The following is a 23,317-nucleotide window of genomic DNA, read 5'->3' on the forward strand; positions in this document are numbered from 1 at the left end:
TCAATTTCCACATTAAATTTCTGTGGGATATATATGCAATCATCAACAGATTTAGTATCAGAACTTTGGAGAAGTATATATGGCAAGTCCGATTGAAGTAATTTTAGTGCCGGCGTTAATGATTTTATTAGGATTTTTCCTAAGACAAAAAGAGATTTTGGAAGATAATGCCCGTGAAACATTGTCAAAAGTTGTTTTGTATATTGCGTTGCCTTCAATGATTTTTGTAAATCTCCGGACAGCAAGTATTTCTCATGATATGCTCTTTTTACCAATTTTGGGTATTGCTACCAGTTTCACATTATTGATTGTAGCTTATCTTTACTGCAGGGCTCGTAACTACTCTAAAAAGAAATCCTGGACAATAATGATTGCATCATCCATCATGAACACAGGTTTCATCGGATTTCCGGTTTCAATGGGTGTTTTTGGAAATGAAGGGTTTCTGAATGCCGTATTTTTTGATCTTTCCACTTCAATGATGATTGTAATGTATGGTGTTATCCTTGCAAGGGAATTCGGAGGAGACCGTAATGAGGTAATCAGAAATACAGTAACTTTCATTCCTCTGTGGGCGGTCATTTTCGGATTGATATTCAATGCATTCAATATACCATTGGTCTATGTGATTGAAAACATCCTGAACTACTTCGCACAGGCCACCATTCCATTGATAATGCTTGCAATAGGTCTTTCACTTGATTACAGTAACATCAAGAATTATCTCTCCGATTCCATTGTTGTTTCGATATTTAAGCTGGTGCTGGCTCCTGCAATCATTTTTGTGATGCTTTCTCTTTTGAAAATTAAAGGAATGGCGTTCAATATTGCAATACTTGAGGCGGCAATGTCAACGGCGGGCAATTCGTTGGTGCTTGCAGTTCAATATGACTTGGACAAGGATTTGATGAGTTCGTTCATTTTCACCACGGTGGTTTTAAGCGTTTTGACATTGACGATTATAATTTCAGTTCTAACACTGTAATCTTAATTTAAAGTAGGATAATATTATTAATAAGTTCAAATATATTTAGTAATAATTAAGTTAAATGGATGAAAATATATGTGGCAAATGCAATTCTCGCTGCAGTATTATCTTTTTTAATTCCTGGATTAGGCCAAGCTTATGCAGGCGACATTAAAAAAGGAGTAATTTTCTTTGTAATCGCTGTCATTTTAGCAGTTGCATCATTCTTTACAGGATTTTTACTGTCCATTCTATCATTAATATTTGCAATTTACGCAGCATATGATGCTTATAAAATGGTAGAATAATTTTAGGTTTAAATCCTATGATTTAAAACATTATAATTTTTCTTCTTTTATTTTTTTTTTTTTTTTTACTGAAATCTTTTTATAACTTTTTTTCCAAATCTATTTTCATGAAATACTTATTTGAGAATTTTACCCGCTTTGAAAAAAATGACCCAGAATTTCATGAAATCTTTAAGAACTTTGCCTACGGTGAGGTATTTGAATATTCCACATTATCCAGAAAGGATTCTGTTTTGGTGACTTTGGCTTCATTGATTGCCGCCCAATCACCAAAAGCTTTCAAAAAGATTCTGATGGCTGCTTTAAATGTTGACATCACTCCCGAAGAGATTAAGGAACTGCTTTACCAGTCCGTCCCATATGTGGGATTTGGAAGGGCACACAATTTCTTCGGTGTTGTGATAAAGGTCTTTGACAAAAAAGGAATTGAGTTGCCTTTGCCTGAGCGATCAAACACAACTCCTGAAAACAGACATCAGAAAGGTCGTGAAATTCAGGAAAGCTATTTTGGAGCGGAAAACATTGAAATGATGAGAAATGCCACACCTGATGACCAGAAACATTTCAACACCTTCCTTGAAGGGTTCTGTTTTGGGGATTTCTACACACGTGACGGCCTGAACGACCAGCAGAGGGAACTTATCACATTCACATTCATTGCAACCTTAGGGGGATGTGAAAATCAGCTGAGAGGCCACACACAAGGCAATCTGGCCGTCGGCAATGACAAGGAAAAGCTGATTTCTGCAATAACTGTCATGATGCCTTATATAGGTTTTCCAAGGACACTCAACGCATTGGCAATCGTCAATGAAATCTGCGGTTAAGTATTTAAATGATGTTGTTCATTTAATAACAAGCGAAGGTGATATTCATGATATACAAATGTACAATCTGTGGCCACATCCACAATGAGGAAGCAACAGGAATTTTATTAAGTGAATTGGACGCATGTCCAATCTGCAAACAGGAAATTTCCAAATTTGTTGAAGTGGAAAACTCAAAATCCAGCGAAAACGTTGACATTAACTCTGAACTATCATATGATAAGAACTATGCAAAAAGCGACAAGGACATAAGGGCAATGGATGCCATACACCAGATGGCAATTACAGGTGAAAGCATCGTTGCTGCAATGTATACAGAACTTCAGATGCCAAATTGGGATGAGATACTGATTTTGGGCAATCAATTGAATCCTCAACCCTTGGAATCAACTGTGGAAGTCAACACCCAAACAGTCATTGGTAAGAACGCCAAAAAGCCGTTGGTAATTGAAAGTCCAATCTACATCACTCACATGTCCTTCGGGGCGCTTTCAAGGGAAACAAAAATTGCACTTGCCAAAGGCAGTGCTGCTGTTAAAACAGCCCAGTGCAGCGGTGAAGGTGGAATCTTAATTGAAGAGATGGAAAACGCTTACAAATACATTTTCGAGTATGTTCCAAACAAGTATTCTGTTAATGATGAAAACCTAAGAAATGCTGATGCGATTGAAATCAAGATAGGCCAATCCACAAAACCTGGTCTTGGAGGACAATTGCAGGGCGAAAAGGTAACCTCTGAAATTGCAAAGGTACGTGGAAAGCCAATCGGTAAGGATATTCATTCTCCCGCTACAATTCCTGAAGTGAACTCAAAAGAGGATTTGAAGGATTTGGTCGATGAGCTGAGATTAAGATCTGAGGGTCGTCCGATCGGTTTGAAGTTTGCAGCCGGAAGAATTGAGGATGATTTGGATTATGTATTGTATGCAGAGCCGGATTTCATTACCATTGATGGTCGTGGAGGCTCAACCGGTGCAAGTCCACAGTTAATCCGTGATTCAACATCAGTTCCAACAATATATGCACTTGCAAGGGCTCGCAAATACCTCGATGAGCATGAAAGTGACATTGACCTGACAATAACTGGTGGGTTGAGATTGTCCTCTGATTTTGCAAAGGCTCTGGCAATGGGGGCAAATGCGGTAGCAATCGGTACTGGGGCTATGATTGCGGCGGCATGCCAGCAATATAAAATCTGTGGCACTGGTGAGTGCCCTGTCGGTGTTGCAACCCAGGATGCGGAATTGAGGGAGCGGCTCAAGATTGAAACTGCTGCAAAAAGGGTTGAAAACTACCTGAAGGTTTCAACTGAAGAGCTTAAGACTTTTGCAAGAATCACTGGCCATGATGACGTGCATGATTTAAATGTCAGTGATTTGTGCACAATCAACTCTGAGATATCTGACTATACTGATATAAAACACGTTTAGGATGTTTGGGCGTTAATGTTTAACATTAATGCTCAAGTTTACTTTTTAATATCTATTTTAAAAAAATTACTTGTTCAATATTATTTTTTTCAAGTTCGATTTTTGATTTAGGTTTGTAATTTATTTTATTTCGTAATTATTGTTAATTTCACTTATTTTTGAATTTAAAGAATCTTCAGTGAAAATCTATTTTTTCGATATGATATTACCTCATATCAGTTTTCATGCCTATTTTAGTTTCGTTATGAAAATATTTATATGTCAGTGTTAAGTAAAATAATATTACTAATCATGATATTTAGATGATAGTTAGGATTGGGAAGGAATGGAGAAATACTATTTGGGCATTGGATTGATTTTCATTCAATCAATTAATGTTTTTTTCGCTGCTGTGTTTGGGTCCATTTTCGTTTAATGGATGTGAATTGGAGCAGTATTGATGGTGCAGGGATATTTGCTGGGCATCGGCAATAATTTTATTTTCTAATCTTAGATGATGCATTTAATGTCTGATGGTGCTTTAAATATATTCAAAAGGAGGATACCAATGAAATCTATGAAAAAAATATTACTTGTTGCTGCTATAGCATTAATAGCAATCGTATGTGCAAGTTCTGCAGTTAGTGCTGGCTGGTTTGACTTTTTAGGTGGATCCGGCAATAGTACTGATACTAGTTTAGATGGTAAGGAAGTAAACTTAGCTGCTGCAGCTAGTTTAAAAAACGTATATGATGAAAAGTTAATCCCTATGTTCCAGGAAAAATACCAAGGTGCAAAAGTTACTCCAACTTACGCTTCCAGTGGGGATTTACAAACACAAATTGAAAATGGGTTAGAAACTGACGTGTTCATGTCCGCTTCAAATAAGCAGATGAACGCTTTAGTCAATGAAAGTTTAATAGACAATAATACTAACCTTCAATTCTTAGAAAACAAAGTAGTTTTAATCGTACCTGCTAACTCAAGTTCAAATATCTCTTCATTTGATGATTTAGCAAACGCAAGCGGAGTCATCGCTATCGGTGACCCTGAATCCGTACCTGCAGGTCAATATGCTAAAGAAGCATTAACCAACCTCGGTATTTGGGATTCTGTAGAATCTAAATTATCTTTAGGTACTGATGTAACTGCTGTATTAAACCAAGTAGCTCAAGGATCTGCTGATTGTGGTATTGTATACTCTACTGATGCAAAATCCATGCCAGATGATGTAAAAGTGGTTTGTGAAGCTCCTGAAGGATCTTTAAACACTTCTGTCATCTATCCTGTAGCTATGATTAAAGACGCAAAAGACGCAGATGCTGCACAAGCATTCTTAGACTTCTTACAAACCAAAGAAGCTAAAGATGTCTTTGTTGAATACGGATTTACTATCCACGAATAGATTTGGTTCTTAATAGTTAAAACATGATAAAGGAGATTAGACATGACTGATTGGTCCCCGATTTTCATTTCAATGAAAACTGCAAGCTTATCAATATTCATAACCTTCTTTGTAGGTTTGATTGTAGCTTGGGGCCTGGTTAAGCTTAAAAATGACTCATTAAAAATAGTGCTTGACGGTATTTTCACATTACCTATAGTGCTTCCCCCTACTGTTGTTGGGTTCTTTTTACTCTACATTTTTGGTGTCAGGGGACCAATCGGCAGATTTTTCATAGACTTTTTTACTGTGAAAATTGCTTTTTCATGGCATGCGACTGTCATTGCTGCCGTTGTCATGTCTTTTCCTTTAATGTATCGTTCCGCCAGAGGAGCATTCGAGCAAGTTGATTCTAATTTACTGGATGCAGGCCGTACATTAGGAATGTCTGAGTGGAACATTTTCTGGAAAGTTTTATTTGCAAATGCATTGCCGGGAATTATCAGCGGAGGAATCCTTGCTTTTGCCCGTGGTTTAGGCGAGTTTGGTGCTACAGCAATGCTTGCAGGTAATATTGCCGGACAAACCAGAACACTCCCGATGGCAGTCTACTCGGAGGTGGCTGCAGGTAATATGGGAGAGGCTTTTAATTATGTAATTGTCATTGTTATCATATCATTTATAGCTATTTTTATAATGGATTACATTTCCATACGTAAGGAAAGGCAATGGAAATAGGTTAAGGTTATTGGGGATATATTATGAATAATAAATTATTGAAAGTGGATATCCAGAAGGAACTTAATGAATTCGACCTTGAAGTCGATTTTGAATTGAAAAATAAACGTTTGGGTATTCTAGGCCCTTCCGGCTGCGGTAAAAGTATGACCCTGAAATCCATTGCGGGAATTGTCAATCCGGATAATGGTGTTGTAAGTTTGAACACCGGTGAAGAAACTACTTATTTTGATTCTAATAAGAAAATTAATTTGAAACCTCAGGAGAGAAATGTAGGTTACTTGTTTCAGAATTATGCTCTCTTTCCCAATATGACTGTAGAGGAAAATGTTACTATTGGATTGTCTAAAGAGGGCAATGGTAAAAAAACATCCTTTTTAAATCGTTTTTCATCTAATCGTACAGTTAAGGGAAACGTTGCAAGCGGCTTGTCTAAAAGTGATGATGAAAGAGTTGCTGAAATGATTAAACGTTTCCATTTGGAAGGACTAGAAAAAAGATATCCTCGACAGTTGTCTGGAGGTCAACAGCAAAGAGTTGCCCTTGCCCGTATATTGGCATATCGACCGGATGTTATATTGCTGGATGAGCCATTCAGTGCAATGGACACTTTCTTAAAAGAGCAATTGCGTATGGAACTTGCCAATCTGCTAAGGGATTTTGACGGATTTTCCATCATGGTTACCCATGACCGTGACGAGGCATTCCAGTTTTGCGATGAGCTCATAATACTGGATGCAGGTAAAATTATCGCAAAGGGAACTACATATGAAATATTCGAGAATCCTAGAAGGGTTGAAGTTGCCAGACTTACAGGGTGCAAAAACATTTCTGAAATTGAAATCATAGATGATTATCATCTCAAATCTTTGGATTGGGATGTTACTTTTGAAGTATCACAAAAGATTTCACCTAACATCACTCACATTGGAATAAGGGCACATGACTTTTCTGCAGCTCAAAAGGGTGATGTTAATGTCTTCAGCACTGAAAATTCAACTGTATTGGAGATGCCTTTTGAATGGGAAATAACCTTGGCAAACGGGTTATGGTGGAAATATGACAAACAGATTTATGAGCATGATTTTGTGATTCCAAAGTATCTGAAAGTGGATCCTCAAGATATAATTTTATTGGAAGAGTAACTGGATTCTGTAATAAATTGCCATTGATATAAATTAAAATAATATTCGATAATCTGATTAAATAACGCTTATTTTTAATTTTTAGAGTTTTTAACAAATATTTTATTTTTCGATATAGGATATTTTGAGTATTTTCATAACAAAAGTTTTATATATCTGATTTTAAAGTTTACATGTGTGAATTGTTATTCATAACGTTTTTTTTAAAATTTGGAGTAATCATAATGAAAAATAAGACCTTGTTTGCAATTACTATAATTATTTTAATCATTGCGGTAATGGGCGCATCATTCACATTCGCATCGGATAATGCAAAATCCGGTTCTATCGTTGTTTATGCTGGAGCGGGATTTTCTGAATTGGGTGATGACCTGGTAAAAACTTTCAATGAGAAGTATCCCAACATTGAAGTTAACATGAGATATGGTGGAAGCGGAGAGCTTTTCACCACAATGGAAACTCAAAAAAGCGGCGATGTATTCTTCCCTGCCGCATACAAATATATGGGCGAAGCTGTTGAAAACGGTTATGTTGAAAATGACACTGTAAAAAATGTAACCAAAAACATTCCCGTTATTATTGTACAGCCTGGAAATCCTAAAAACATCACAGGTATTGATGATTTGGCACGAAGTGATGTAAAAGTGGGTTTGGGTGAAGCTGAAGGGCCTGCGATTGGTAAATCCTCACAGGAAATACTCAACAAAAGCAATGTGACTGTGGATCCTGTTGTTACAACTACCACTGTGAACCAATTGGTGACCTATCTCATTTCAGGTGAAATCGATGCTACCATCATATGGAAAGCAATGACCACCTGGGCGGATAATCAGGGCAAATTTGAAGTAATTGAAATTCCTGAAAATCAAAACAAGATAAGCACCATTCCGATTGCTGTTACAACATTTACCGAAGACAGTGACTCCGCACATGCATTTGTGGACTTTGTCACCGAAGATGAGGATGCACACAAACTGTTTGAAAAATGGGGATATGAATTATTATAGATAACCTCTATTTTTCTTTTTTAATTTATAATATGGAAAGGGGATTATGCGTTCTAAATTTGAAATTTTGGTTATTTCCATAACGGTAATCGTTACTTTAATCTTATTTTTAGTAATTGGAAGCATGTTTTTAGTAACCACTCCACAGGGCTTTTTGGAGTCCCTTTTTTCATCTGAATTCGCATATTCAATTTGGCTGACCATATACACTTCATTAATATCTGCAACTTTGGTGGTTATATGCTGCATTCCAATGGCATACAGTTTATCACGGTTGGATTTTCCCGGAAAATGGTTTTTCAGAATCATATTGGACATTCCAATGGCGTTGCCTGAAATTGTTGTGGGAATTGCTCTTTTGATGTTTTTGGGAAACTACGGCATCGGGGGAATGTTGGATTCAATTGGAATCAAGTTCGTTTTCAATACTTTAGGAATAATAATTGCCGAATTTTTCATAGCGCTTCCATATGCTATTAAAATGCTGCATTCAACATTCAACTACATTGACACAAGGTATGAGTTTGTTTCAAGAAGTTTGGGGTACAGCGATTTTGAAACTTTCTATAAAATCACACTTCCTCTCTCAAAGCAGGGATTGTTTGCAACAATCATCATTACTTTGGCACGTTGCATAGGGACATTTGCTGCAGTGCTCTTTGTCGGAGGAGGAATTCTGCATAAGACTGACACGTTATCGATTACAATGTATCTGCATTTGTCCACAGGAAATATGGACATGGCAATCACTGCAGGAATAGTATTGGTCATAATATCTGTAATCACAATAGCCATCATGGAGAAATATGCTCCCGAAACGTATAATCAATAGGGTGATATCATGTATCTTGAAGTTGAAAATTTAAATGTCAATCTTGGTGAGTTTCACCTGAAGGACATAAGTCTGGAAATTGAAAGGGGAGAATACGTAGTTTTGATTGGACCAACAGGTTCTGGAAAATCCGTTCTGCTTGAAACAATCATAGGCTTTTATCAGCCGGATTCAGGAATCATTAAACTTGATGGAAAGATTCTAAACGATGTTGCTCCAGAAGAAAGAAACATTGGCATCGTCTATCAGGATCATGTATTGTTTCCAAATATGAACGTCTATGACAATATTGCATATGGTCTAAAAAGGGATAAATCCCTCACAAAAGAGGAAATAGATGAAAAAGTAAAAAGTATCGCTGAAAAAATGAATATTTCCCATATTCTGCACAGGGATGTCTTGACATTAAGCGGAGGGGAATCTCAAAGAACAGCACTTGCCCGTGCAATTATTGTCGGACCGGATATAATTCTGATGGACGAACCTTTCTCTGCATTGGATGTAACAACACAGGCAAAATTAACATCTTTGATTAAAGACATAGGAGTGGAGTATAAAACAACATTTCTTCATGTGACTCATAACTTTAATGATGTCTGGAACTTAGCAGACAAGGTAGGGGTTATGAAAAACGGTGTTTTACATCAACTGGACTATATCTACAAAGTATTTTCAAAACCTGCTAATGATTTTGTTGCCAGTTTTGTAGGTGTGAACAACATTTTTGATGGAAAAATAGTAAATACGAAACAGAATTCAGTCACCGTGAAACTAAATGACAATATTCAGATACAAAGTACTGATGATGAATACTGTAACCTCGCATCCCATGAGGTTATCGGAGAAAACGTTTTGGTTGCAATAAGGCCTGAAAACATTATCTTTGCAAAATCAACATTTGAATCATCTGCAAGAAACCAACTTAAGGGAAAGATAACCAAAATAGAAGAGTCTGGACCAATAGTCAATGTTGAAACGGATGTTGAAGGCATATTATTTAAAGGAATTTTAACCAGAAATTCATTTGAAAATCTTGATTTGAAATTGAATGGCGAGGTTTATTTGATTTTCAAATCTGTAAATGTTAATGTCTTGGACAGTTATAACACGTTTAAGTTATCTTGATTGCTTTTAATTGAATGTGTTTTTCATTAACAGCATTGTTTTTGATTTTCAATCTGATTTTTCTTTGGGGATATATATCCTACTTCTGATTTAGGATGCAAAACGAATTTTGCTGATGGTAATGTCAAAATTTAAAGCAGCCCTTCTCATGATTGTCAATAACTCCAATTGATTCTAGATATGAATATATGATTGTTGGGCCGACAAATTTCATTCCTCTTTTTTTTAGATTTTTGGAAATCTCTTTGGATAAATCAGATTCGGTTAGATATTCGGCTTTGATGATTTCACCATCCGTAAATGACCAGATATAATCTGAAAAGCTTCCAAATTCTTTTTGGATTTCAATGAATATTTTGGCATTGTTTATTGCAGAAGTGATTTTGCCTTTATGGCGTATTATTCCCTCATTGTTTCTAAGTTCTTCGATCTTTTCCTCATCATAATTGGATACTTTAACAACATCAAAGTCGTCAAATGCCTTTTTGAAGTTTTCACGTTTTTTAAGAATTGTAATCCATGAAAGACCTGCCTGAAATGATTCCAGAACAAGCATTTCAAACAGTTCCCTGTCGTCATATGTAGGAATTCCCCATTCCTCATCGTGGTATCTGATGTATACTTCATCATCGGTTACCCAACTGCATCGCCTTTTGTTCATAGAAATAATTATTATATTCATCAATAATATATATTTTTAAGGGAAATTTAATGGATTGATGATATGAATCCTGATTTAAAAAAGAAACTGATACTGTTTGTTCTAATGATTTCATTCATGGCTCTTTATATGCTCGTGTTCGGAACTAAAAATATGGTAATCGGGCTTACTGTAATTTTGGCTGCGTTCATGAGCTTAGGCAATGACCTGTCATTCAAACCCAAATTGTCATTCATTAAAATCTTTTCATTGCTTTTAATTTTAGGGATTGCAGCTTATCTGAATAACCCTTTAACGATTTGGGGTTGCATATTAACATTTATTGTGGTATTCGCAACCACATTCACATCATATAATATGTTTGGAACCAGCACTTACCTTCCTTATCTTATGTGCTATTTCATGATGATTTCAGCCAGTGTTGACCTTGAAGGCCTGCCGATGAGGATTCTGTCATTGCTTTTTGGAGCTGTTTTCATTGTGGGATTGAATATTGTTGTCAATAGGAAAAAGGATTATAAACTATCAAAGGCAACCATTGATGGGCTGGTCAGTGAACTGGACAATTCGATAGATTTGAAACTGAATGGAGGGGAAGTGTCTCATGAAAACTTTAAAACCGCCAATGGTCTTTATTCTGCCATTTTCAATAAGTTCGAATATAAATATTTTCCAACAGAAAAACATCAGTTTGCTTTAAATCTAATAAAATCATTTCAACATATCGGGTTTCTGATAGCGGATTATGACTTTTCCAAAAATGAATTGAGATATGTAAAAGATGTTTTATCCAAAATCAGACAGATCAATCCTGAAGATATTTTCACGGATGTTGAGATAGAAACTAATGAAATGCCATTGGTTCTCTTGAATCTTGAAATAATTGCAAATGAGGTTAATAAGGATTTGGCTGAAGACAGTTCGCTTCCGGATAAAAAAACAATAAGAACATTGTTAAGACCCATTCTTAAAAAGGAATTTTCTTTAAAATCTCCTAAATTCGTGTTCGCTTTTAAGATGGCTTTCATGCTATTCATTTGGCAGCTGCTGACATTGATGTTCGATCTGCCTTTCACAAAGTGGCTGTATTTCATTACTCTTCCGCTGATGATGCCTTACGTTAACGATTTGGCATCCATGGCAAAGGCACGTATCAAGGGAACATTTCTGGGTGTATTCATATTTGCATTGATTCTCGTTTTGATTCCGTATATTCCGATTTCAGCTAAAACAGTGGCGATAATCTTATTTGTTGCATGTATTTTTGTCCTTGTTTTAAAAATGGAGGATAAATTCATTTTAACCACTGCTTCTACCATAATGTCTGTCATGACTGCATTAATATATATTAATCCTCCTGAGGCGTTGGCTCTTAAATTGCTTGGGGTAGTTGTTGGTGTGGTTGTAGTGTCCATTTTTAACTTTAAGTTTTTGCCGTATTCAGTTGAAGCGGAAACGCAAAACTGTTTGAAGGTATGCTGTGAATTCAATGGCCAATATTTTGATTTGATTAAGGAAAAATGTAGGGGTGTTGAATCTGATAGGAAAACTGTTCTGCTAGTTTTAACAAATATTGTTCGTGAAAATATTCAAGTAACAGATGAAAACATGCAATTGTATGATTTGCAAATAAAGATAACCGATATCTGTAATTTCATATTAAATTATTTGGATGTCCATTCTCCATGTGAAAAATTGAAAAATAATTTAATATGCATTATAGACAAAGATTATAATGTTGACAATAATTTAGATGTTAAAGATAGGATTATTGCACATGTAATGCTTTATATTAAAGGATTATATGATGATGAAAAAGCTATTATGAGGGATTTAAAATGAATAAGTTAGGTATGGGAATGATGAGGCTTCCTCTTCTAGATGAAAACGACTTTACAAGCATTGATTACGAGCAGGTCAACCAGATGGTGGATGCGTATATGGACGCAGGTTTCAACCACTTCGACACTGCATACATTTATCATGAAGGAATGGGAGAAAAGGCTTTTAAAAAATGTGTTGTTGAGAGATATCCTCGTGATTCATTTAAAATTGCAACAAAACTACCATTGTTTGTAATCACAGAAGAATCACAATTGGAGCCACTTTTTGCCGAACAGCTCGAAAATTGCGGTGTTGAATACTTTGATTACTTCATGTTGCATAATGTAAGCGGATATACAGAAACAGCATGGAAAAACGTTGATCTGTATTCTTTTATCCAAAATAAAAAGGAAGAGGGATTCATAAAACATATTGGGATATCAACCCATGGGAATGCCGAATTTTTAGAGGAAATTCTATTCATGCACCCTGAACTGGAGTTTGTTCTGCTTCAAATTAACTATCTTGACTGGGAAGATGAAGGAATTGACTCAAGAAAATGTTTTGAAGTTGCAAAAAAATACAATAAACCTGTAATGATTATGGAGCCTTACAAAGGAGGATTTTTGGCAGATGTTCCTGAAGAGGCGGAAAAAATCATGAAGGAGTATAATCCTGACCGGTCAGTAGTTTCATGGGCGATGAGATTTGTAGCCAACTTGGATGCATGTGTTGTTTTAACCGGTGCAAGCAACCTTGAACAGCTTGAAAACAATATTCAGGAGTTTAAAAATGCAGATCCCCTGAATGATGAAGAGTTAAAGATTCTTGAAGATGTTTCAGAAATCATAAACAGCAACATCACTGTTGACTGTACAAAATGTCGATATTGTGTCGACACTTGCCCGGAAGAGATTGACATTGCCAAAATCTTTGATTTGTACAACAAGGAAAAAATTCTCAATAAGGATGGAAACCCATGGTCACAACTGGGAAACGCTTATCTGAACTATTCCAGGCTTCCTGATGTTGGATTGGCTTCAGACTGTAGCGAATGTGAAAGCTGCATTGAGGAATGTCCTCAGCAGATTAACATTCCTGAAGTCCTCAAGGACGTTGCAAAAACATTTGAAACCGAAGGTTATGGATTTACTAATTAATCCCTTTTCTATTTTTTTTGTTTAGTTAAAGCAATGTTTAATAATTATTAAGTATATATTTATAAATAGTTAATTTATTGAAGGTTTTAGACATGATACCTGGTATGAATAAAAAACAAATGAAACAGATGGAAAGGCAAATGAAAAAAATGGGTATGAAAATGGAGGACCTGGACGGTGCTCGTGAAGTAATTATCCGTTTTGATGACAAAGAGTTAATCATTGACAATCCTAACGTAAGCTTAATGAATGTAATGGGTCAGGAAACCTATCAGATTGAAGGTAAAGCCCGTGAAGTAGAGCTAGAATATGAAGTTGAAATTCCAGACGAAGATGTTGAAATGGTAGCAAACAGTGCTAATGTAAGTGAAGATGAAGCAAGGGCAGCACTTGAGGAATGCAAAGGAGACTTGGCTGAAGCTATCATGAAATTAAACCAATAGGATAAAATGACATTAATTGCACACATATCTGACTTGCATGTCTGCAAGGCGGATTTTGATGAAGATATATTTATGCAGGCGGTTGGTGAAATAAATGCTATGCAGCCTGACATGATAATATTGACAGGGGATTTAACAGATAATGGTTACTATGTCGAGTTTGAACAGGCAGCCAGATACCTGTCACTTTTTGACGCTCCGTTGTTTGCAGTTCCCGGAAACCATGATTCACGTAATTTGGGTTATCAAAGTTTTGAGGAATTGATAGGTGAGCGAAGCTGGAAACTGACCTTAGGCGAAAAGGTCACAGTCATGGGTCTAGACAGCAGTTCTCCGGATGAAGACCGAGGGCATGTCGGAACTCCTCAGCACATGTGGCTGGAACATCAATTGGATGAATGTGTAATTAATGAAAACTTTTCTATTGTGGCTTTGCATCATCATGTAGTTTCCATTCCACAAACTGGCCGTGAACGTAATGTTCTCTCCGATGCAGGAGATATTCTAAAGACATTGACAACTCATGAAGTTGATTTGGTATTGTCCGGCCACAAGCATGTTCCAAACATCTGGAAAATAAACGACACTGTCGTGGCAAATGCAGGATCATTGTGTTCCACCAAGCTGAGAGGAAAAAATAAGAATTCATATAATGTTTATAATATTTCAGATACTGAAATTGAGATTTTTCTAAATACTGTCGGTGGCGAAAGATTTTTATTTGGAAAATACACAAGAAATAAATTATAGATTTAAATATAAAATTAGATAAATATACAATACTGAATTAATTTTAGGTGATATTATGAAAGTTGTCGTAGATGCTTCTAATGTAGCTTATTATGTAAAAAATGAGAATGGTCAACCAAAATTGGCCAATATCCTTGCTGCTGTTAAAGCATTAGAAGAAAGTGAAGATGAATTTGTAATTATTGCTGATGCATCACTCCGTCATGATATTGATGATAAAGAAAAATTCTTGAAATTGTTGGAAAGTGAAAATGTAGAGGAAGTTCCAGCAGGAAATGATGCGGATCATTTTATTCTTGAAATTGCCACTAATGAAAAGGCAAAAATATTATCTAATGATAAGTTCAGAGATTATGCTGCTGAATTTAGAAATATCGCTTCAATGAGAATTCCATTTGTGATAGATAATGGAAGATTGACATTTGGAAAACCAAAGCAACCTAAAAAAGATAAGAATATCCTTCAAAACATTTGTGATGAAATCATTAAGGAACTGAACTTTAAGAAATGGGAAATATATACAAGCAAGGAAGGATTGGAAATTTCTCCATTAAACATAGCCAAACAGGCTATTATTCGCATTGACAATGAAAGCAATACAGAATCCAAACTTGAAAATATTTTCTCAAAAATTCCAATGTTCAATAAGATTGTGGAAATGGTTGATGATGTGGAAATTGCAGCTCCTTATGTGATATTTGTTTTGGTTCATCCTAAGGATTATAAGCTTGCGGTTAAAAATGCTGGAAATATTTCAGTGACAATAGCAGACAGATTAGGTCTTGAGAAAAAACCTTTGATTGCCGTTCGTAACGACCTTTTTACAAAACCGGGCAACTTCGAGCTGAACATTTTGCTTGCCGATGAGGTGACTGAAAATGCTCCTTACAACATTTTAGTACGTGTAAGCGCTCATGATGAAGTATTCATTAAAAGAAACTCAAGAAATATTGCAAGCACTATAGCTGGCAGATTAGGTTCTTGGAAGTTTCCATTTGTATCCGTCAAACCGGATATGATTTTAGAAAAACCTGGAGACTTTGAAATAGAACTTGAGAAGGGAGGAGCTTTTGATGACTAGTTTTTTAACTAAGTCTTACATTAAGTTGACCACTCGACTTAATCCCATTTCAGTCGGAACAAAATTTTTTCCAACAAACAACCTCGAAACAGAATATGTGGAGTTGTTTAATTACACTCAGACTATTCTTTTTGAGCTTGAAAAGGCAGAAATCACATCAGATACAATATTGCAGAATCTAATTCGTGATGTGGGTGCTGAAAATATTCCAACTGAATACACTTTTCATGAATTATCTCCCGCAGAAAATAGAATAGAAGAATATGCTTTGGTAAGTAACATTATCATGGGTAGCGATCGTTACTTTTACATTGAACTGCAACATCCTTCAAATTTAATCAATATATTTGTTAAGATTATCGAAACTGAAAAAGGAGAGATTGTCGAAAAAACTGATACTGAACTTGTAGCAAGGATGCTAAGCAAAAATGATGCTATTCGTGTAGCTATTGAACTAATAGGTATTGGATTATCTGAAGGAATCCAGGTTATTTCCGCTGTAGGAATGACTGGAGCCGCTTCAATCGAAAGGGCAATCCATTACACTCAAAGTGTTGGAAGTTTTCCGGGCATTGCATTTACAAAACTTGGAGGAGAGTATGCCCTTGTCTTTGACGATGCATTTTTGCTTAAGGAATCCCGACCTGTGAATTTGGAAAATTATCTATTCATCGACCTGATTGATTCTACAAAATTCATTGATAAGCATGGCAGAACCCAGCTTGTCGAACTTATGACTGGAATAAAGAATTTCATCGAAACAGAATGTGACGGTGAACTTGAAGGTTATAGGGAAGGAGGGGATGATTTTATTGCAAGATTCCCATCCAAGGATTTGGCTATCCGCGCAGGACTTGATGCAGCATGGTTTGCACTTGATAATGGTGCTAAAATCAGAGCGGGAGTTGGCAGAAGCAGACGTGAAGCGGGTGAGAGGGCTCAATTGGTTGATAATTTGGAATCCACTTCTCCATTGTCATTAGTTGTATTTGAATTGGCTAATGGATTATATGCTTATAATATTCCATCTGAATTTTCAAGAACATTGATTAATTTGATTGAAAATGAAAAATCCAAATTGATTGGTGTGTTTATATTTGTATTCATATTTGTATATGTGATGTCAATTTTAGGTCTTGGAGTATTTGGTTTTGTTGGAATTTTACTGGCTTTACTTTATGCATTTTTCGCATAAAAAATTAAAAGGAATTTAATATGAGACGAAAACAAGACGATAAACGGGTATTGAGAGCAGGTAACGGTAGAAATACTCGTAAAGGTCGACGAAATAACAATCGAAAATCGTTCGGATTTTCTAATAATAGACAATCCGCTCCTCAAAGAAAACCAAAAAAGCAAAAAAAGAGGAGTTCCAGGACAGTCTTTCTAATGATTATGGTATTATTGGCTTTTGTCATTGGGGCTGGAATTGGAGTTATGCTGAGCTTTGACAGCGGCAATGAGGATGCTAATAATGAAACCCATATAGAAAATGTTACTGTAGAAATGACTACAAATTTAAATGAAACCCAAGAGGTAACATTTGATGAAGCCGATGCTGTTGATTTTAATGAAAATCAGACGGAATTTATATTGAAAGATGAAAATAAGGAATATTATGACCCTTATGAGGATATACAACAATAACTTATTTTTTTGTGATTTTTATGAATTTTATTAGAAATCTTGATGGGGGATTTTCAGTAATTGAAAATCTTGAAGTATCAGGGGCTCGTGAAGGCAAATTTGGAGTAACTATTATTCATTGTCCAAATAGTACTGTTTCAGGTGTTTTTACTTCAAATAAAGTTGTTGCAGCTCCTGTTAAGTATACTAAAAATGTAATTAAGGATGGAATTGTTTCAGCCGTTTTTGTAAATAGTGGAAATGCCAATTGCTTTACAGGCGAGCAAGGATTTAAAGATTGTGAAACTTTAGTGGAATTGGTTTCAAAGGATTTAAAAATCCCCAAAAATGAAATAGCAATCTCTTCAACAGGGGTCATTGGTCGTGAAATGCCTATTGACATAATTTCCAAAGTGGCTTATGAATCCCTTTCCAAACTGGGAAATAATCCAGAAAACTCTCTTGCAGCTGCAAAAGCCATCATGACTACAGATACTTTTCCAAAGGAATGTGCTGTTGAAGTCACATTAACAACTGGCCAGACAGTTAAAATTGCAGGTATTACAAAAGGAAGTGGAATGATTGCTCCGAATATGGGAACAATGCTGTCATTTATCGTAACAGATGCAATAATCCCTGCGGGTGACATTAAAAAAGCATTGAAGATGGCTGCAGATATCAGTTTCAACATGATTGTTGTTGATGGTGATGAGAGTACCAACGACACATGCCTGATGATGGCCAATGGAGCTTCAGGCGTTGAAGTGGTCATGGATGGTAAAATCGATTCCAATTTCCAGGATGCATTGAATTATCTCTGTATTGATTTGGCTAAAAAAATGGCTCGTGACGGTGAAGGAGCCACAAAATTCATTGAAGCAAATGTTTGTGGTGCAAAGGACGATAATGATGCACGCCTTGCAGCTAAGTCAATCATATCATCAAGTCTTTTTAAATCAGCAGTCTTTGGGGGCGATCCAAACTGGGGAAGAATAGTGTCTGCTATAGGATACTCCGGTTGTGATTTGAATCCGGACATTGTAACCATTTCAATCGCTGATGATGAAGACGATGTTGATTTGGTAAAGAACGGTGAAATTCTGGCATTTGAAGACACTCCATATCTTGAAAGGGCAGAAAAGATAATGCAATCCAAAAATGTCATAGTCAATATTGACATGGATTTAGGTGATGGTGAGGCAACTGCATGGGGTTGTGATTTAACTTATGATTATGTCAAAATTAATGCAGAATACACCACTTAAAGAAAACCTTTAAATATATTGAAAACAAATATTTTTATGTTATATATAATTCTAATGTTTTAATGATTGAATTTGAAGGAGGGTAAGATATGGCAAAAGTTAAAGGAACTAACAGAAGAACCAGACAAAAAAGAAGTTATACTAAACCTGGTAGTAAAAGAGGAAGAGGAGTTAAACAAACTTGGAAAAAATAATCCTCTTATAACTTTTTTTTATTTATTTTAACTATTTTTTGATGTTATTAACATTTCATCATATTGACAATTTTTAAATACTATTTTTCACAAACCTTTCTTTAGGTGAAATTAATGAATGGTCATAGAGCACACGGATTTTCAAGCGCATTATTTTTGGATTCGGATGAAATCTTGGGAGAATTAGACCTTAAAGGTGATGAAGTCTTTATGGATGCAGGCTGTGGCGATGGTCACAATGCAATTAAAGTTGTTGAAGAATATCTTCCTAATGGTACTGTTTATGCAGTAGATATATATGATGCTTCTATCGAAGATATGGAAACCTATAAAAAAGAAAACAATGTGATTAATCTCATCAACATTGAAGCGGATATCACTGAAGGGATTCCAGGTGTTGAAGATGAATCAATTGATGTTGTATTGATGGTTAATGTATTCCATGGATTTAAGGCATCAAGAAAAATTGATGAAGCCATCAGTGAATTTGCAAGAATCATCAAACAGGATGGTAAAATTGCAATCATGGATTACAAAGCATGGGACGTTCCTAAAGGACCTCCAACTCCTGTAAGAAGTTCTCCTGAAGAATTGGAAGAATACTTTGCAAAACATGGTCTTAAAAAGATTTACTTAAATGAAGAAATAGGTGAGGACATTCCTGAAGGAAAGTCTCACTATTTGATAATGTTTCAAAAAGAATAAGTGTTAAATGGGATTAAATCCCATCTATTTTTATATTTTAAAATTAAAAAAAGAGAAAGTTTCGATATTTAGTCATCTGCTAAATTATCGAAGTATCCTTGGATAAATACGACTGGAGTTCCTTTGTCTCCGGAACCGCTTGTCAAATCACATAGGGAACCGATTAGATCTGTTAATCTTCTTGGTGTTGTTCCTTCTGTAATCATTTGTCCGGTTAAGTCCGCATCTTTCTGTTTAATTTCTTGTTTGATTGCTTCTTTTAATTCGTCGCCTTTTAGATCTGCGAATTTGTTGTCGGAAACGTATTTTAATTTGATTTCGTTTGGTGTTCCGATTAATCCGTCTGTATGTGCTGGTGATACGACTGGATCTGCGAGTTCCCAAATTTTTCCAACTGGGTCTTTGAATGCTCCGTCACCGTAAACCATTACTTCTATTTGTTTGCCGCTGATTTCGATTAGTCTTTTTTGTACTTCTTTTACTACTGCATCTCCTGTTTTAGGGAAGAGTTTTAGTTTTTCTTCAGTGGCTTTGTTGGAGCCTAAAAGTCCGTAGTCTGGATTGAATCCTGAGTCTCCAACAGGTTCTGTAAGGACTTGGTGCAATCCGTATACGTTTGCCCCTAATTCTTTGAGTAATTTTGTTGTTTTTTCTCTTGTGTGAATGTCACAGGTTAAAACGTCATTGGTGTAGTCGAGAATTGTTTTTACATCATTGGAGAAGACGAATTCGACTTCACAGTCTTCGCTTTCGATTATTTCTCTGTAAAAGTCAATCATGTTGATTCCTGTGAATGGGTGTATCCATGATCCGAAAGTTTCTGCATATTCTTCTTCGGTGATGATGCTTGCGAGGTTATATTCGCTTTTGTCCAATAGTTCTTCGTCTAAAATTCCGTTTCCTACTTCGTCTGCTGGGAATGATGTTAATAAGGTTATTTTATCCATTCCTCTTGCAATTCCTTTTAATACGATGGAAAATCGGTTTCTACTTAAGATTGGGTTTGTCACTCCGATTTTTTTGGATGGGAATTTGTTTTGTAAATCTTCTGCAATGTCGTCAACAGTCACATAATTTCCTTCTGAAATACCTACAACTGCTTCTGTGATTGCAACAACGTCTTTATCTCTAAATTCAAACCCTTCATCTTCTTTTGCAGCCATTAATGAATCCACAACTATTGTGGCTAAATCATCGTCTTTCTTAATAATTGGTGTTCTGATTCCACGTACTACAGTACCAACACATCTCATTTTTATACCTCTATATCATAATGTCGCTGGAACTAATTTTCCAACAACCCATATATTTTATATTTTTTAAGTTATATATAGGTTAAGATTTCCCCCAATTTTTTCGAATTAAAAATAATTTCCTTGAAAATCATTAAATACTATCTTTTAAAGACTATTAGTAATGAAATGTGGTGATAGTTATGGAACACAAACATCATGCTAAATCAAGTGCTAATTTCCTTGATTCCGATGAAATTTTACGGGAATTGAATCTTAAGGGAAATGAGGTTTTCATGGATGCAGGTTGCGGTGATGGATACATTTCCATTAAGGCAATCAACGAATATCTTCCCGATGGCATTGTCTATGCAGTGGATAGCTATGATGTGGCTATTGAAGAATTGAATGAATACAAACAAGAGAATAACATTGAAAATTTAATCACCGTTCTGGGAGATTTTACCGAAGGTATTGTCGATGTTTGTGATGGTGAAATTGATGTTATTTTGATGCTTAATGTATTTCATGGGTTTCAGGATACAAAAACCAGGGATGCTGTAATTGAAGAATTGTCCAGGTTAATTAATGATGAAGGTAGAATTGCAATCATGGAATTCAGGCCAATCGATTGGTCATTTGGCCCTCCGACTGAAATAAAATGCAGTCCTGATGAATTGGAGGAGATATTTTCCAAACACAATCTTAAGAAAGTTCATTTAAATGAAAATATGGGTCAGAAGAGTCCTGAAGGAAATTCACATTTTATGATAATATTTGAAAAGGAGTAATTAGACATGATTTTTGCAGCGATTTTGGCAGGTGGCATAGGATCTAGAATGGGGGGTACAGATACTCCTAAACAGTTCCTGCCATTAGGTGACCGGCCGGTTATTGTTCACACTATTGAAAAATTCGTAATTAATAATAAAATTGATAAAATCATCGTTTTAACACCTCAAAATTTTATAAACCATACGTCTCATCTTATTGAGGAGTATATTGGAGATAACTCCAATGTCATTGTCATTGAGGGTGGGAAAACAAGAAACGATACAATAATGAACAGTATCAACTATATTGATGAGAATTTCGGCATTGATGATGATTCGATTATTATAACCCATGATTCAGTGCGCCCATTTGTAACCCACAGGATTATTGAGGATAATATTGAATGTGCAAAAAGATATGGGGCCTGCGATACCGTTGTGCCTGCTACAGACACAATCGTTGAAAGCATAAATGGCACCACTATTGAGAGCATCCCCGTACGGGATTATTATTACCAAGGCCAAACTCCACAGAGCTTCAATATAAAGAAACTTTTTAACTTAATCAATAGTTTGACGGAAGAGGAAAGCAATATACTGACAGATGCATGTAAAATATTCACTTTGAAAGGTGAAGATGTATATCTGGTCGAGGGCGAAGTAACAAATATTAAAATTACTTACCCTTATGATTTGAAATTAGCAAATACTATACTTGAGGATAATCATGATTAACATTGTCTACAGATTGAAATCTCCTAAATTCTTTGAGGAATCCATTGACGAAATTGAATTAGACGGAGTTGTCGTAAGGCCGACATACCTTTCAATATGTCAGGCTGACCAAAGATACTATCAGGGCTCCAGACCAGCTGAAATTTTGGATAAGAAACTGCCGATGGCACTGATTCATGAAGGAATAGGAGAAGTTGTCTTTGATAGCGAAGGCAATTTCAAATCCGGAGAAAAGGTAGTGATGATTCCAAACACACCGACCGATGAAGACGTATGCAGACTCAACTATTCCTACAAATCAAAGTTCAGGGGAAGCGGTTTTGACGGATTCACTTCCGATTTAATAAAGCTTGGATCTGACAGGGTTGTAAAAATCCCTGATGACTTTAATTTGCATGTTTCAGCTTTCATTGAATTGATGTCAGTTGCATATCAGGGGATTTCTAAGTTCGAGGAAATCTGCACAACACCAAAGGAGGTTTTGGGAGTTTGGGGCGATGGAAACCTTGGATTTATCACATCCCTTCTTTTAAAGGAAAAATTTCCTCATTCAAAGATAATCGTCTTTGGAAAACATTATGATAACCTTGATTTGTTTTCCTTTGCCGATGAAATCTACAGGATTCATGATGTACCGGATGACTTGACTGTTGACCATGCATTTGAATGTGTGGGATCAAGCGCTTCCCAATCAGCTATTGACCAAATAATTAACATTATCAATCCTCAAGGTACAATTAACTTATTCGGTGTAAGTGAATATCCGATTCCAATCAATACGAGAATGGTTTTGGAAAAAGGATTGACAATCCAGGGAAACAGCCGTTCCGAAAGGGAGGATTTTGTTGGTGTGGTTGATATGCTTTCTAAAAATCCTCAACTGTTTGAATACTTGGAGAAGCTGATTACCAGCGTATGTGAAATAAATTCCTTAAATGACTTAAAGGAGGCATTCGATAAGGACCATATTTCCAAATTCGGCAAAACAATTCTCAAATGGAATAAATAATCAATAGAGTATTCTATTCATTATTTTAAATGCTTCCACTCTATAATATTTCTTTTCATTTTTTTTCAATGTCGTCAACTTAATTTTTGATTTCATGTTTTTTTCCTGATTTTTATG

At 35.8% G+C, this 23,317-nt stretch carries 24 protein-coding genes; 22 read left to right on the forward strand and 2 right to left on the reverse strand.

Going from position 1 to position 23,317, the window contains the following annotated elements; translation table 11 throughout:
• Positions 1 to 79 precede the first annotated feature (79 nt).
• The 10 genes from Q0W26_RS02915 (at position 80) to Q0W26_RS02960 (ending at position 9,742) form a co-directional block, all read left to right on the forward strand.
• The gene (locus tag Q0W26_RS02915) at positions 80 to 985 is read left to right on the forward strand and encodes an AEC family transporter (RefSeq protein ID WP_298522178.1); all 906 of its coding nucleotides are present in this window, start codon (positions 80 to 82) and stop codon (positions 983 to 985) included.
• A gap of 68 nt (positions 986 to 1,053) precedes the next feature.
• On the forward strand, positions 1,054 to 1,275 hold the full coding sequence (locus Q0W26_RS02920) for a DUF6677 family protein (protein WP_298522180.1): 222 nt from the start codon (positions 1,054 to 1,056) through the stop codon (positions 1,273 to 1,275).
• 107 nt (positions 1,276 to 1,382) lie between these two features.
• On the forward strand, positions 1,383 to 2,102 hold the full coding sequence (locus Q0W26_RS02925) for a carboxymuconolactone decarboxylase family protein (RefSeq protein ID WP_298522181.1): 720 nt from the start codon (positions 1,383 to 1,385) through the stop codon (positions 2,100 to 2,102).
• A gap of 47 nt (positions 2,103 to 2,149) precedes the next feature.
• Positions 2,150 to 3,532: a glutamate synthase-related protein gene (locus Q0W26_RS02930; RefSeq protein ID WP_298522182.1), complete on the forward strand. Its 1,383-nt coding sequence runs from the start codon at positions 2,150 to 2,152 to the stop codon at positions 3,530 to 3,532.
• A gap of 547 nt (positions 3,533 to 4,079) precedes the next feature.
• The gene (gene modA, locus Q0W26_RS02935) at positions 4,080 to 4,916 is read left to right on the forward strand and encodes a molybdate ABC transporter substrate-binding protein (RefSeq protein WP_298522183.1); all 837 of its coding nucleotides are present in this window, start codon (positions 4,080 to 4,082) and stop codon (positions 4,914 to 4,916) included.
• A 42-nt stretch (positions 4,917 to 4,958) separates the two neighbouring features.
• Entirely contained in the window at positions 4,959 to 5,633 is a 675-nt protein-coding gene (gene modB, locus Q0W26_RS02940) for a molybdate ABC transporter permease subunit (protein ID WP_298522184.1), read from the forward strand.
• 23 nt (positions 5,634 to 5,656) lie between these two features.
• Complete coding sequence (locus Q0W26_RS02945; protein ID WP_298522186.1) at positions 5,657 to 6,778, forward strand: sulfate/molybdate ABC transporter ATP-binding protein; 1,122 nt, start codon at positions 5,657 to 5,659, stop codon at positions 6,776 to 6,778.
• A gap of 224 nt (positions 6,779 to 7,002) precedes the next feature.
• Positions 7,003 to 7,785 (forward strand): molybdate ABC transporter substrate-binding protein, encoded by a 783-nt coding sequence (gene modA, locus Q0W26_RS02950; protein ID WP_298522188.1) that lies wholly within the window; start codon positions 7,003 to 7,005, stop codon positions 7,783 to 7,785.
• Positions 7,786 to 7,831: 46 nt separating this feature from the next.
• Complete coding sequence (locus Q0W26_RS02955; RefSeq protein ID WP_298522190.1) at positions 7,832 to 8,617, forward strand: ABC transporter permease; 786 nt, start codon at positions 7,832 to 7,834, stop codon at positions 8,615 to 8,617.
• Between the two features lie 9 nt (positions 8,618 to 8,626).
• Positions 8,627 to 9,742 carry an ATP-binding cassette domain-containing protein gene (locus Q0W26_RS02960; RefSeq protein ID WP_298522192.1) on the forward strand — a complete coding sequence of 372 codons (1,116 nt, stop codon included), beginning with the start codon at positions 8,627 to 8,629 and terminating at the stop codon, positions 9,740 to 9,742.
• 124 nt (positions 9,743 to 9,866) lie between these two features.
• Here the strand turns inward: Q0W26_RS02960 and Q0W26_RS02965 are convergent, their stop codons facing one another.
• Positions 9,867 to 10,403 carry a DNA-3-methyladenine glycosylase I gene (locus Q0W26_RS02965; protein ID WP_298522193.1) on the reverse strand — a complete coding sequence of 179 codons (537 nt, stop codon included), beginning with the start codon at positions 10,401 to 10,403 and terminating at the stop codon, positions 9,867 to 9,869.
• A 63-nt stretch (positions 10,404 to 10,466) separates the two neighbouring features.
• Here Q0W26_RS02965 and Q0W26_RS02970 point away from each other — a divergent pair, with 63 nt between their 5' ends.
• The 9 genes from Q0W26_RS02970 to Q0W26_RS03010 all read left to right on the forward strand — a co-directional run bounded on the left by Q0W26_RS02970 (position 10,467) and on the right by Q0W26_RS03010 (position 19,451).
• Entirely contained in the window at positions 10,467 to 12,245 is a 1,779-nt protein-coding gene (locus Q0W26_RS02970) for an FUSC family protein (RefSeq protein ID WP_298522194.1), read from the forward strand.
• Entirely contained in the window at positions 12,242 to 13,387 is a 1,146-nt protein-coding gene (locus Q0W26_RS02975) for an aldo/keto reductase (RefSeq protein ID WP_298522196.1), read from the forward strand. The genes Q0W26_RS02970 and Q0W26_RS02975 overlap by 4 nt, the downstream gene beginning before the upstream one ends.
• Before the next feature lie 92 nt (positions 13,388 to 13,479).
• Positions 13,480 to 13,830, forward strand: coding sequence for a nascent polypeptide-associated complex protein (locus Q0W26_RS02980; protein ID WP_298522221.1), 351 nt, complete (start codon positions 13,480 to 13,482; stop codon positions 13,828 to 13,830).
• A 6-nt stretch (positions 13,831 to 13,836) separates the two neighbouring features.
• Positions 13,837 to 14,580, forward strand: coding sequence for a metallophosphoesterase (locus Q0W26_RS02985; protein ID WP_298522198.1), 744 nt, complete (start codon positions 13,837 to 13,839; stop codon positions 14,578 to 14,580).
• Between the two features lie 55 nt (positions 14,581 to 14,635).
• Complete coding sequence (locus Q0W26_RS02990; protein WP_298522201.1) at positions 14,636 to 15,661, forward strand: Zc3h12a-like ribonuclease; 1,026 nt, start codon at positions 14,636 to 14,638, stop codon at positions 15,659 to 15,661.
• The gene (locus tag Q0W26_RS02995) at positions 15,654 to 16,856 is read left to right on the forward strand and encodes a hypothetical protein (protein WP_298522204.1); all 1,203 of its coding nucleotides are present in this window, start codon (positions 15,654 to 15,656) and stop codon (positions 16,854 to 16,856) included. Before Q0W26_RS02990 ends, Q0W26_RS02995 begins: the two co-directional genes overlap by 8 nt.
• 200 nt (positions 16,857 to 17,056) lie before the next feature.
• Positions 17,057 to 17,308, forward strand: coding sequence for a hypothetical protein (locus tag Q0W26_RS03000; RefSeq protein WP_298522207.1), 252 nt, complete (start codon positions 17,057 to 17,059; stop codon positions 17,306 to 17,308).
• 20 nt (positions 17,309 to 17,328) lie between these two features.
• Positions 17,329 to 18,552, forward strand: a complete 1,224-nt coding sequence (gene argJ / locus Q0W26_RS03005) for a bifunctional ornithine acetyltransferase/N-acetylglutamate synthase (protein ID WP_298522210.1) — start codon at positions 17,329 to 17,331, stop codon at positions 18,550 to 18,552.
• Positions 18,553 to 18,860: 308 nt separating this feature from the next.
• Entirely contained in the window at positions 18,861 to 19,451 is a 591-nt protein-coding gene (locus Q0W26_RS03010; RefSeq protein WP_298522212.1) for a class I SAM-dependent methyltransferase, read from the forward strand.
• 68 nt (positions 19,452 to 19,519) lie between these two features.
• Here Q0W26_RS03010 and Q0W26_RS03015 read toward each other — a convergent pair whose 3' ends face one another.
• On the reverse strand, positions 19,520 to 20,704 hold the full coding sequence (locus Q0W26_RS03015; protein ID WP_298522214.1) for a coenzyme F420-0:L-glutamate ligase: 1,185 nt from the start codon (positions 20,702 to 20,704) through the stop codon (positions 19,520 to 19,522).
• A 182-nt stretch (positions 20,705 to 20,886) separates the two neighbouring features.
• On the opposite strand from Q0W26_RS03015, the gene Q0W26_RS03020 reads away from it, so the two are divergent.
• From Q0W26_RS03020 to Q0W26_RS03030, 3 genes are read left to right on the forward strand one after another with little or no spacing between them, the layout of a single operon-like run.
• On the forward strand, positions 20,887 to 21,474 hold the full coding sequence (locus Q0W26_RS03020; protein ID WP_298522216.1) for a class I SAM-dependent methyltransferase: 588 nt from the start codon (positions 20,887 to 20,889) through the stop codon (positions 21,472 to 21,474).
• Between the two features lie 6 nt (positions 21,475 to 21,480).
• Positions 21,481 to 22,191: a 2-C-methyl-D-erythritol 4-phosphate cytidylyltransferase gene (locus tag Q0W26_RS03025; protein WP_298522217.1), complete on the forward strand. Its 711-nt coding sequence runs from the start codon at positions 21,481 to 21,483 to the stop codon at positions 22,189 to 22,191.
• Positions 22,184 to 23,200 (forward strand): ribitol-5-phosphate dehydrogenase, encoded by a 1,017-nt coding sequence (locus tag Q0W26_RS03030; protein ID WP_298522219.1) that lies wholly within the window; start codon positions 22,184 to 22,186, stop codon positions 23,198 to 23,200. The genes Q0W26_RS03025 and Q0W26_RS03030 overlap by 8 nt, the downstream gene beginning before the upstream one ends.
• Positions 23,201 to 23,317 lie beyond the last annotated feature (117 nt).

Source organism: uncultured Methanobrevibacter sp. (genome assembly GCF_947169325.1).
Classification (GTDB): domain Archaea; phylum Methanobacteriota; class Methanobacteria; order Methanobacteriales; family Methanobacteriaceae; genus Methanocatella.

What these genes read in the sequence shown, in the direction of transcription:
- modA (WP_298522188.1), top strand. Translation starts at nt 7,003, where the DNA reads ATGAAAAATAAGACCTTGTTTGCAATTACTATAATTATTTTAATCATT.
- Q0W26_RS02915 (WP_298522178.1), top strand. Translation starts at nt 80, where the DNA reads ATGGCAAGTCCGATTGAAGTAATTTTAGTGCCGGCGTTAATGATTTTA.
- Q0W26_RS02985 (WP_298522198.1), top strand. Translation starts at nt 13,837, where the DNA reads ATGACATTAATTGCACACATATCTGACTTGCATGTCTGCAAGGCGGAT.
- Q0W26_RS02955 (WP_298522190.1), top strand. Translation starts at nt 7,832, where the DNA reads ATGCGTTCTAAATTTGAAATTTTGGTTATTTCCATAACGGTAATCGTT.
- Q0W26_RS03020 (WP_298522216.1), top strand. Translation starts at nt 20,887, where the DNA reads ATGGAACACAAACATCATGCTAAATCAAGTGCTAATTTCCTTGATTCC.
- Q0W26_RS02980 (WP_298522221.1), top strand. Translation starts at nt 13,480, where the DNA reads ATGATACCTGGTATGAATAAAAAACAAATGAAACAGATGGAAAGGCAA.
- Q0W26_RS03000 (WP_298522207.1), top strand. Translation starts at nt 17,057, where the DNA reads ATGGTATTATTGGCTTTTGTCATTGGGGCTGGAATTGGAGTTATGCTG.
- Q0W26_RS03025 (WP_298522217.1), top strand. Translation starts at nt 21,481, where the DNA reads ATGATTTTTGCAGCGATTTTGGCAGGTGGCATAGGATCTAGAATGGGG.
- Q0W26_RS03030 (WP_298522219.1), top strand. Translation starts at nt 22,184, where the DNA reads ATGATTAACATTGTCTACAGATTGAAATCTCCTAAATTCTTTGAGGAA.
- Q0W26_RS03010 (WP_298522212.1), top strand. Translation starts at nt 18,861, where the DNA reads ATGAATGGTCATAGAGCACACGGATTTTCAAGCGCATTATTTTTGGAT.
- Q0W26_RS02945 (WP_298522186.1), top strand. Translation starts at nt 5,657, where the DNA reads ATGAATAATAAATTATTGAAAGTGGATATCCAGAAGGAACTTAATGAA.
- Q0W26_RS02970 (WP_298522194.1), top strand. Translation starts at nt 10,467, where the DNA reads ATGAATCCTGATTTAAAAAAGAAACTGATACTGTTTGTTCTAATGATT.
- Q0W26_RS02920 (WP_298522180.1), top strand. Translation starts at nt 1,054, where the DNA reads ATGAAAATATATGTGGCAAATGCAATTCTCGCTGCAGTATTATCTTTT.
- Q0W26_RS02960 (WP_298522192.1), top strand. Translation starts at nt 8,627, where the DNA reads ATGTATCTTGAAGTTGAAAATTTAAATGTCAATCTTGGTGAGTTTCAC.
- Q0W26_RS02930 (WP_298522182.1), top strand. Translation starts at nt 2,150, where the DNA reads ATGATATACAAATGTACAATCTGTGGCCACATCCACAATGAGGAAGCA.
- modB (WP_298522184.1), top strand. Translation starts at nt 4,959, where the DNA reads ATGACTGATTGGTCCCCGATTTTCATTTCAATGAAAACTGCAAGCTTA.
- Q0W26_RS02990 (WP_298522201.1), top strand. Translation starts at nt 14,636, where the DNA reads ATGAAAGTTGTCGTAGATGCTTCTAATGTAGCTTATTATGTAAAAAAT.
- modA (WP_298522183.1), top strand. Translation starts at nt 4,080, where the DNA reads ATGAAATCTATGAAAAAAATATTACTTGTTGCTGCTATAGCATTAATA.
- argJ (WP_298522210.1), top strand. Translation starts at nt 17,329, where the DNA reads ATGAATTTTATTAGAAATCTTGATGGGGGATTTTCAGTAATTGAAAAT.
- Q0W26_RS03015 (WP_298522214.1), bottom strand. Translation starts at nt 20,704, where the DNA reads ATGAGATGTGTTGGTACTGTAGTACGTGGAATCAGAACACCAATTATT.
- Q0W26_RS02925 (WP_298522181.1), top strand. Translation starts at nt 1,383, where the DNA reads ATGAAATACTTATTTGAGAATTTTACCCGCTTTGAAAAAAATGACCCA.
- Q0W26_RS02965 (WP_298522193.1), bottom strand. Translation starts at nt 10,403, where the DNA reads ATGAACAAAAGGCGATGCAGTTGGGTAACCGATGATGAAGTATACATC.
- Q0W26_RS02995 (WP_298522204.1), top strand. Translation starts at nt 15,654, where the DNA reads ATGACTAGTTTTTTAACTAAGTCTTACATTAAGTTGACCACTCGACTT.
- Q0W26_RS02975 (WP_298522196.1), top strand. Translation starts at nt 12,242, where the DNA reads ATGAATAAGTTAGGTATGGGAATGATGAGGCTTCCTCTTCTAGATGAA.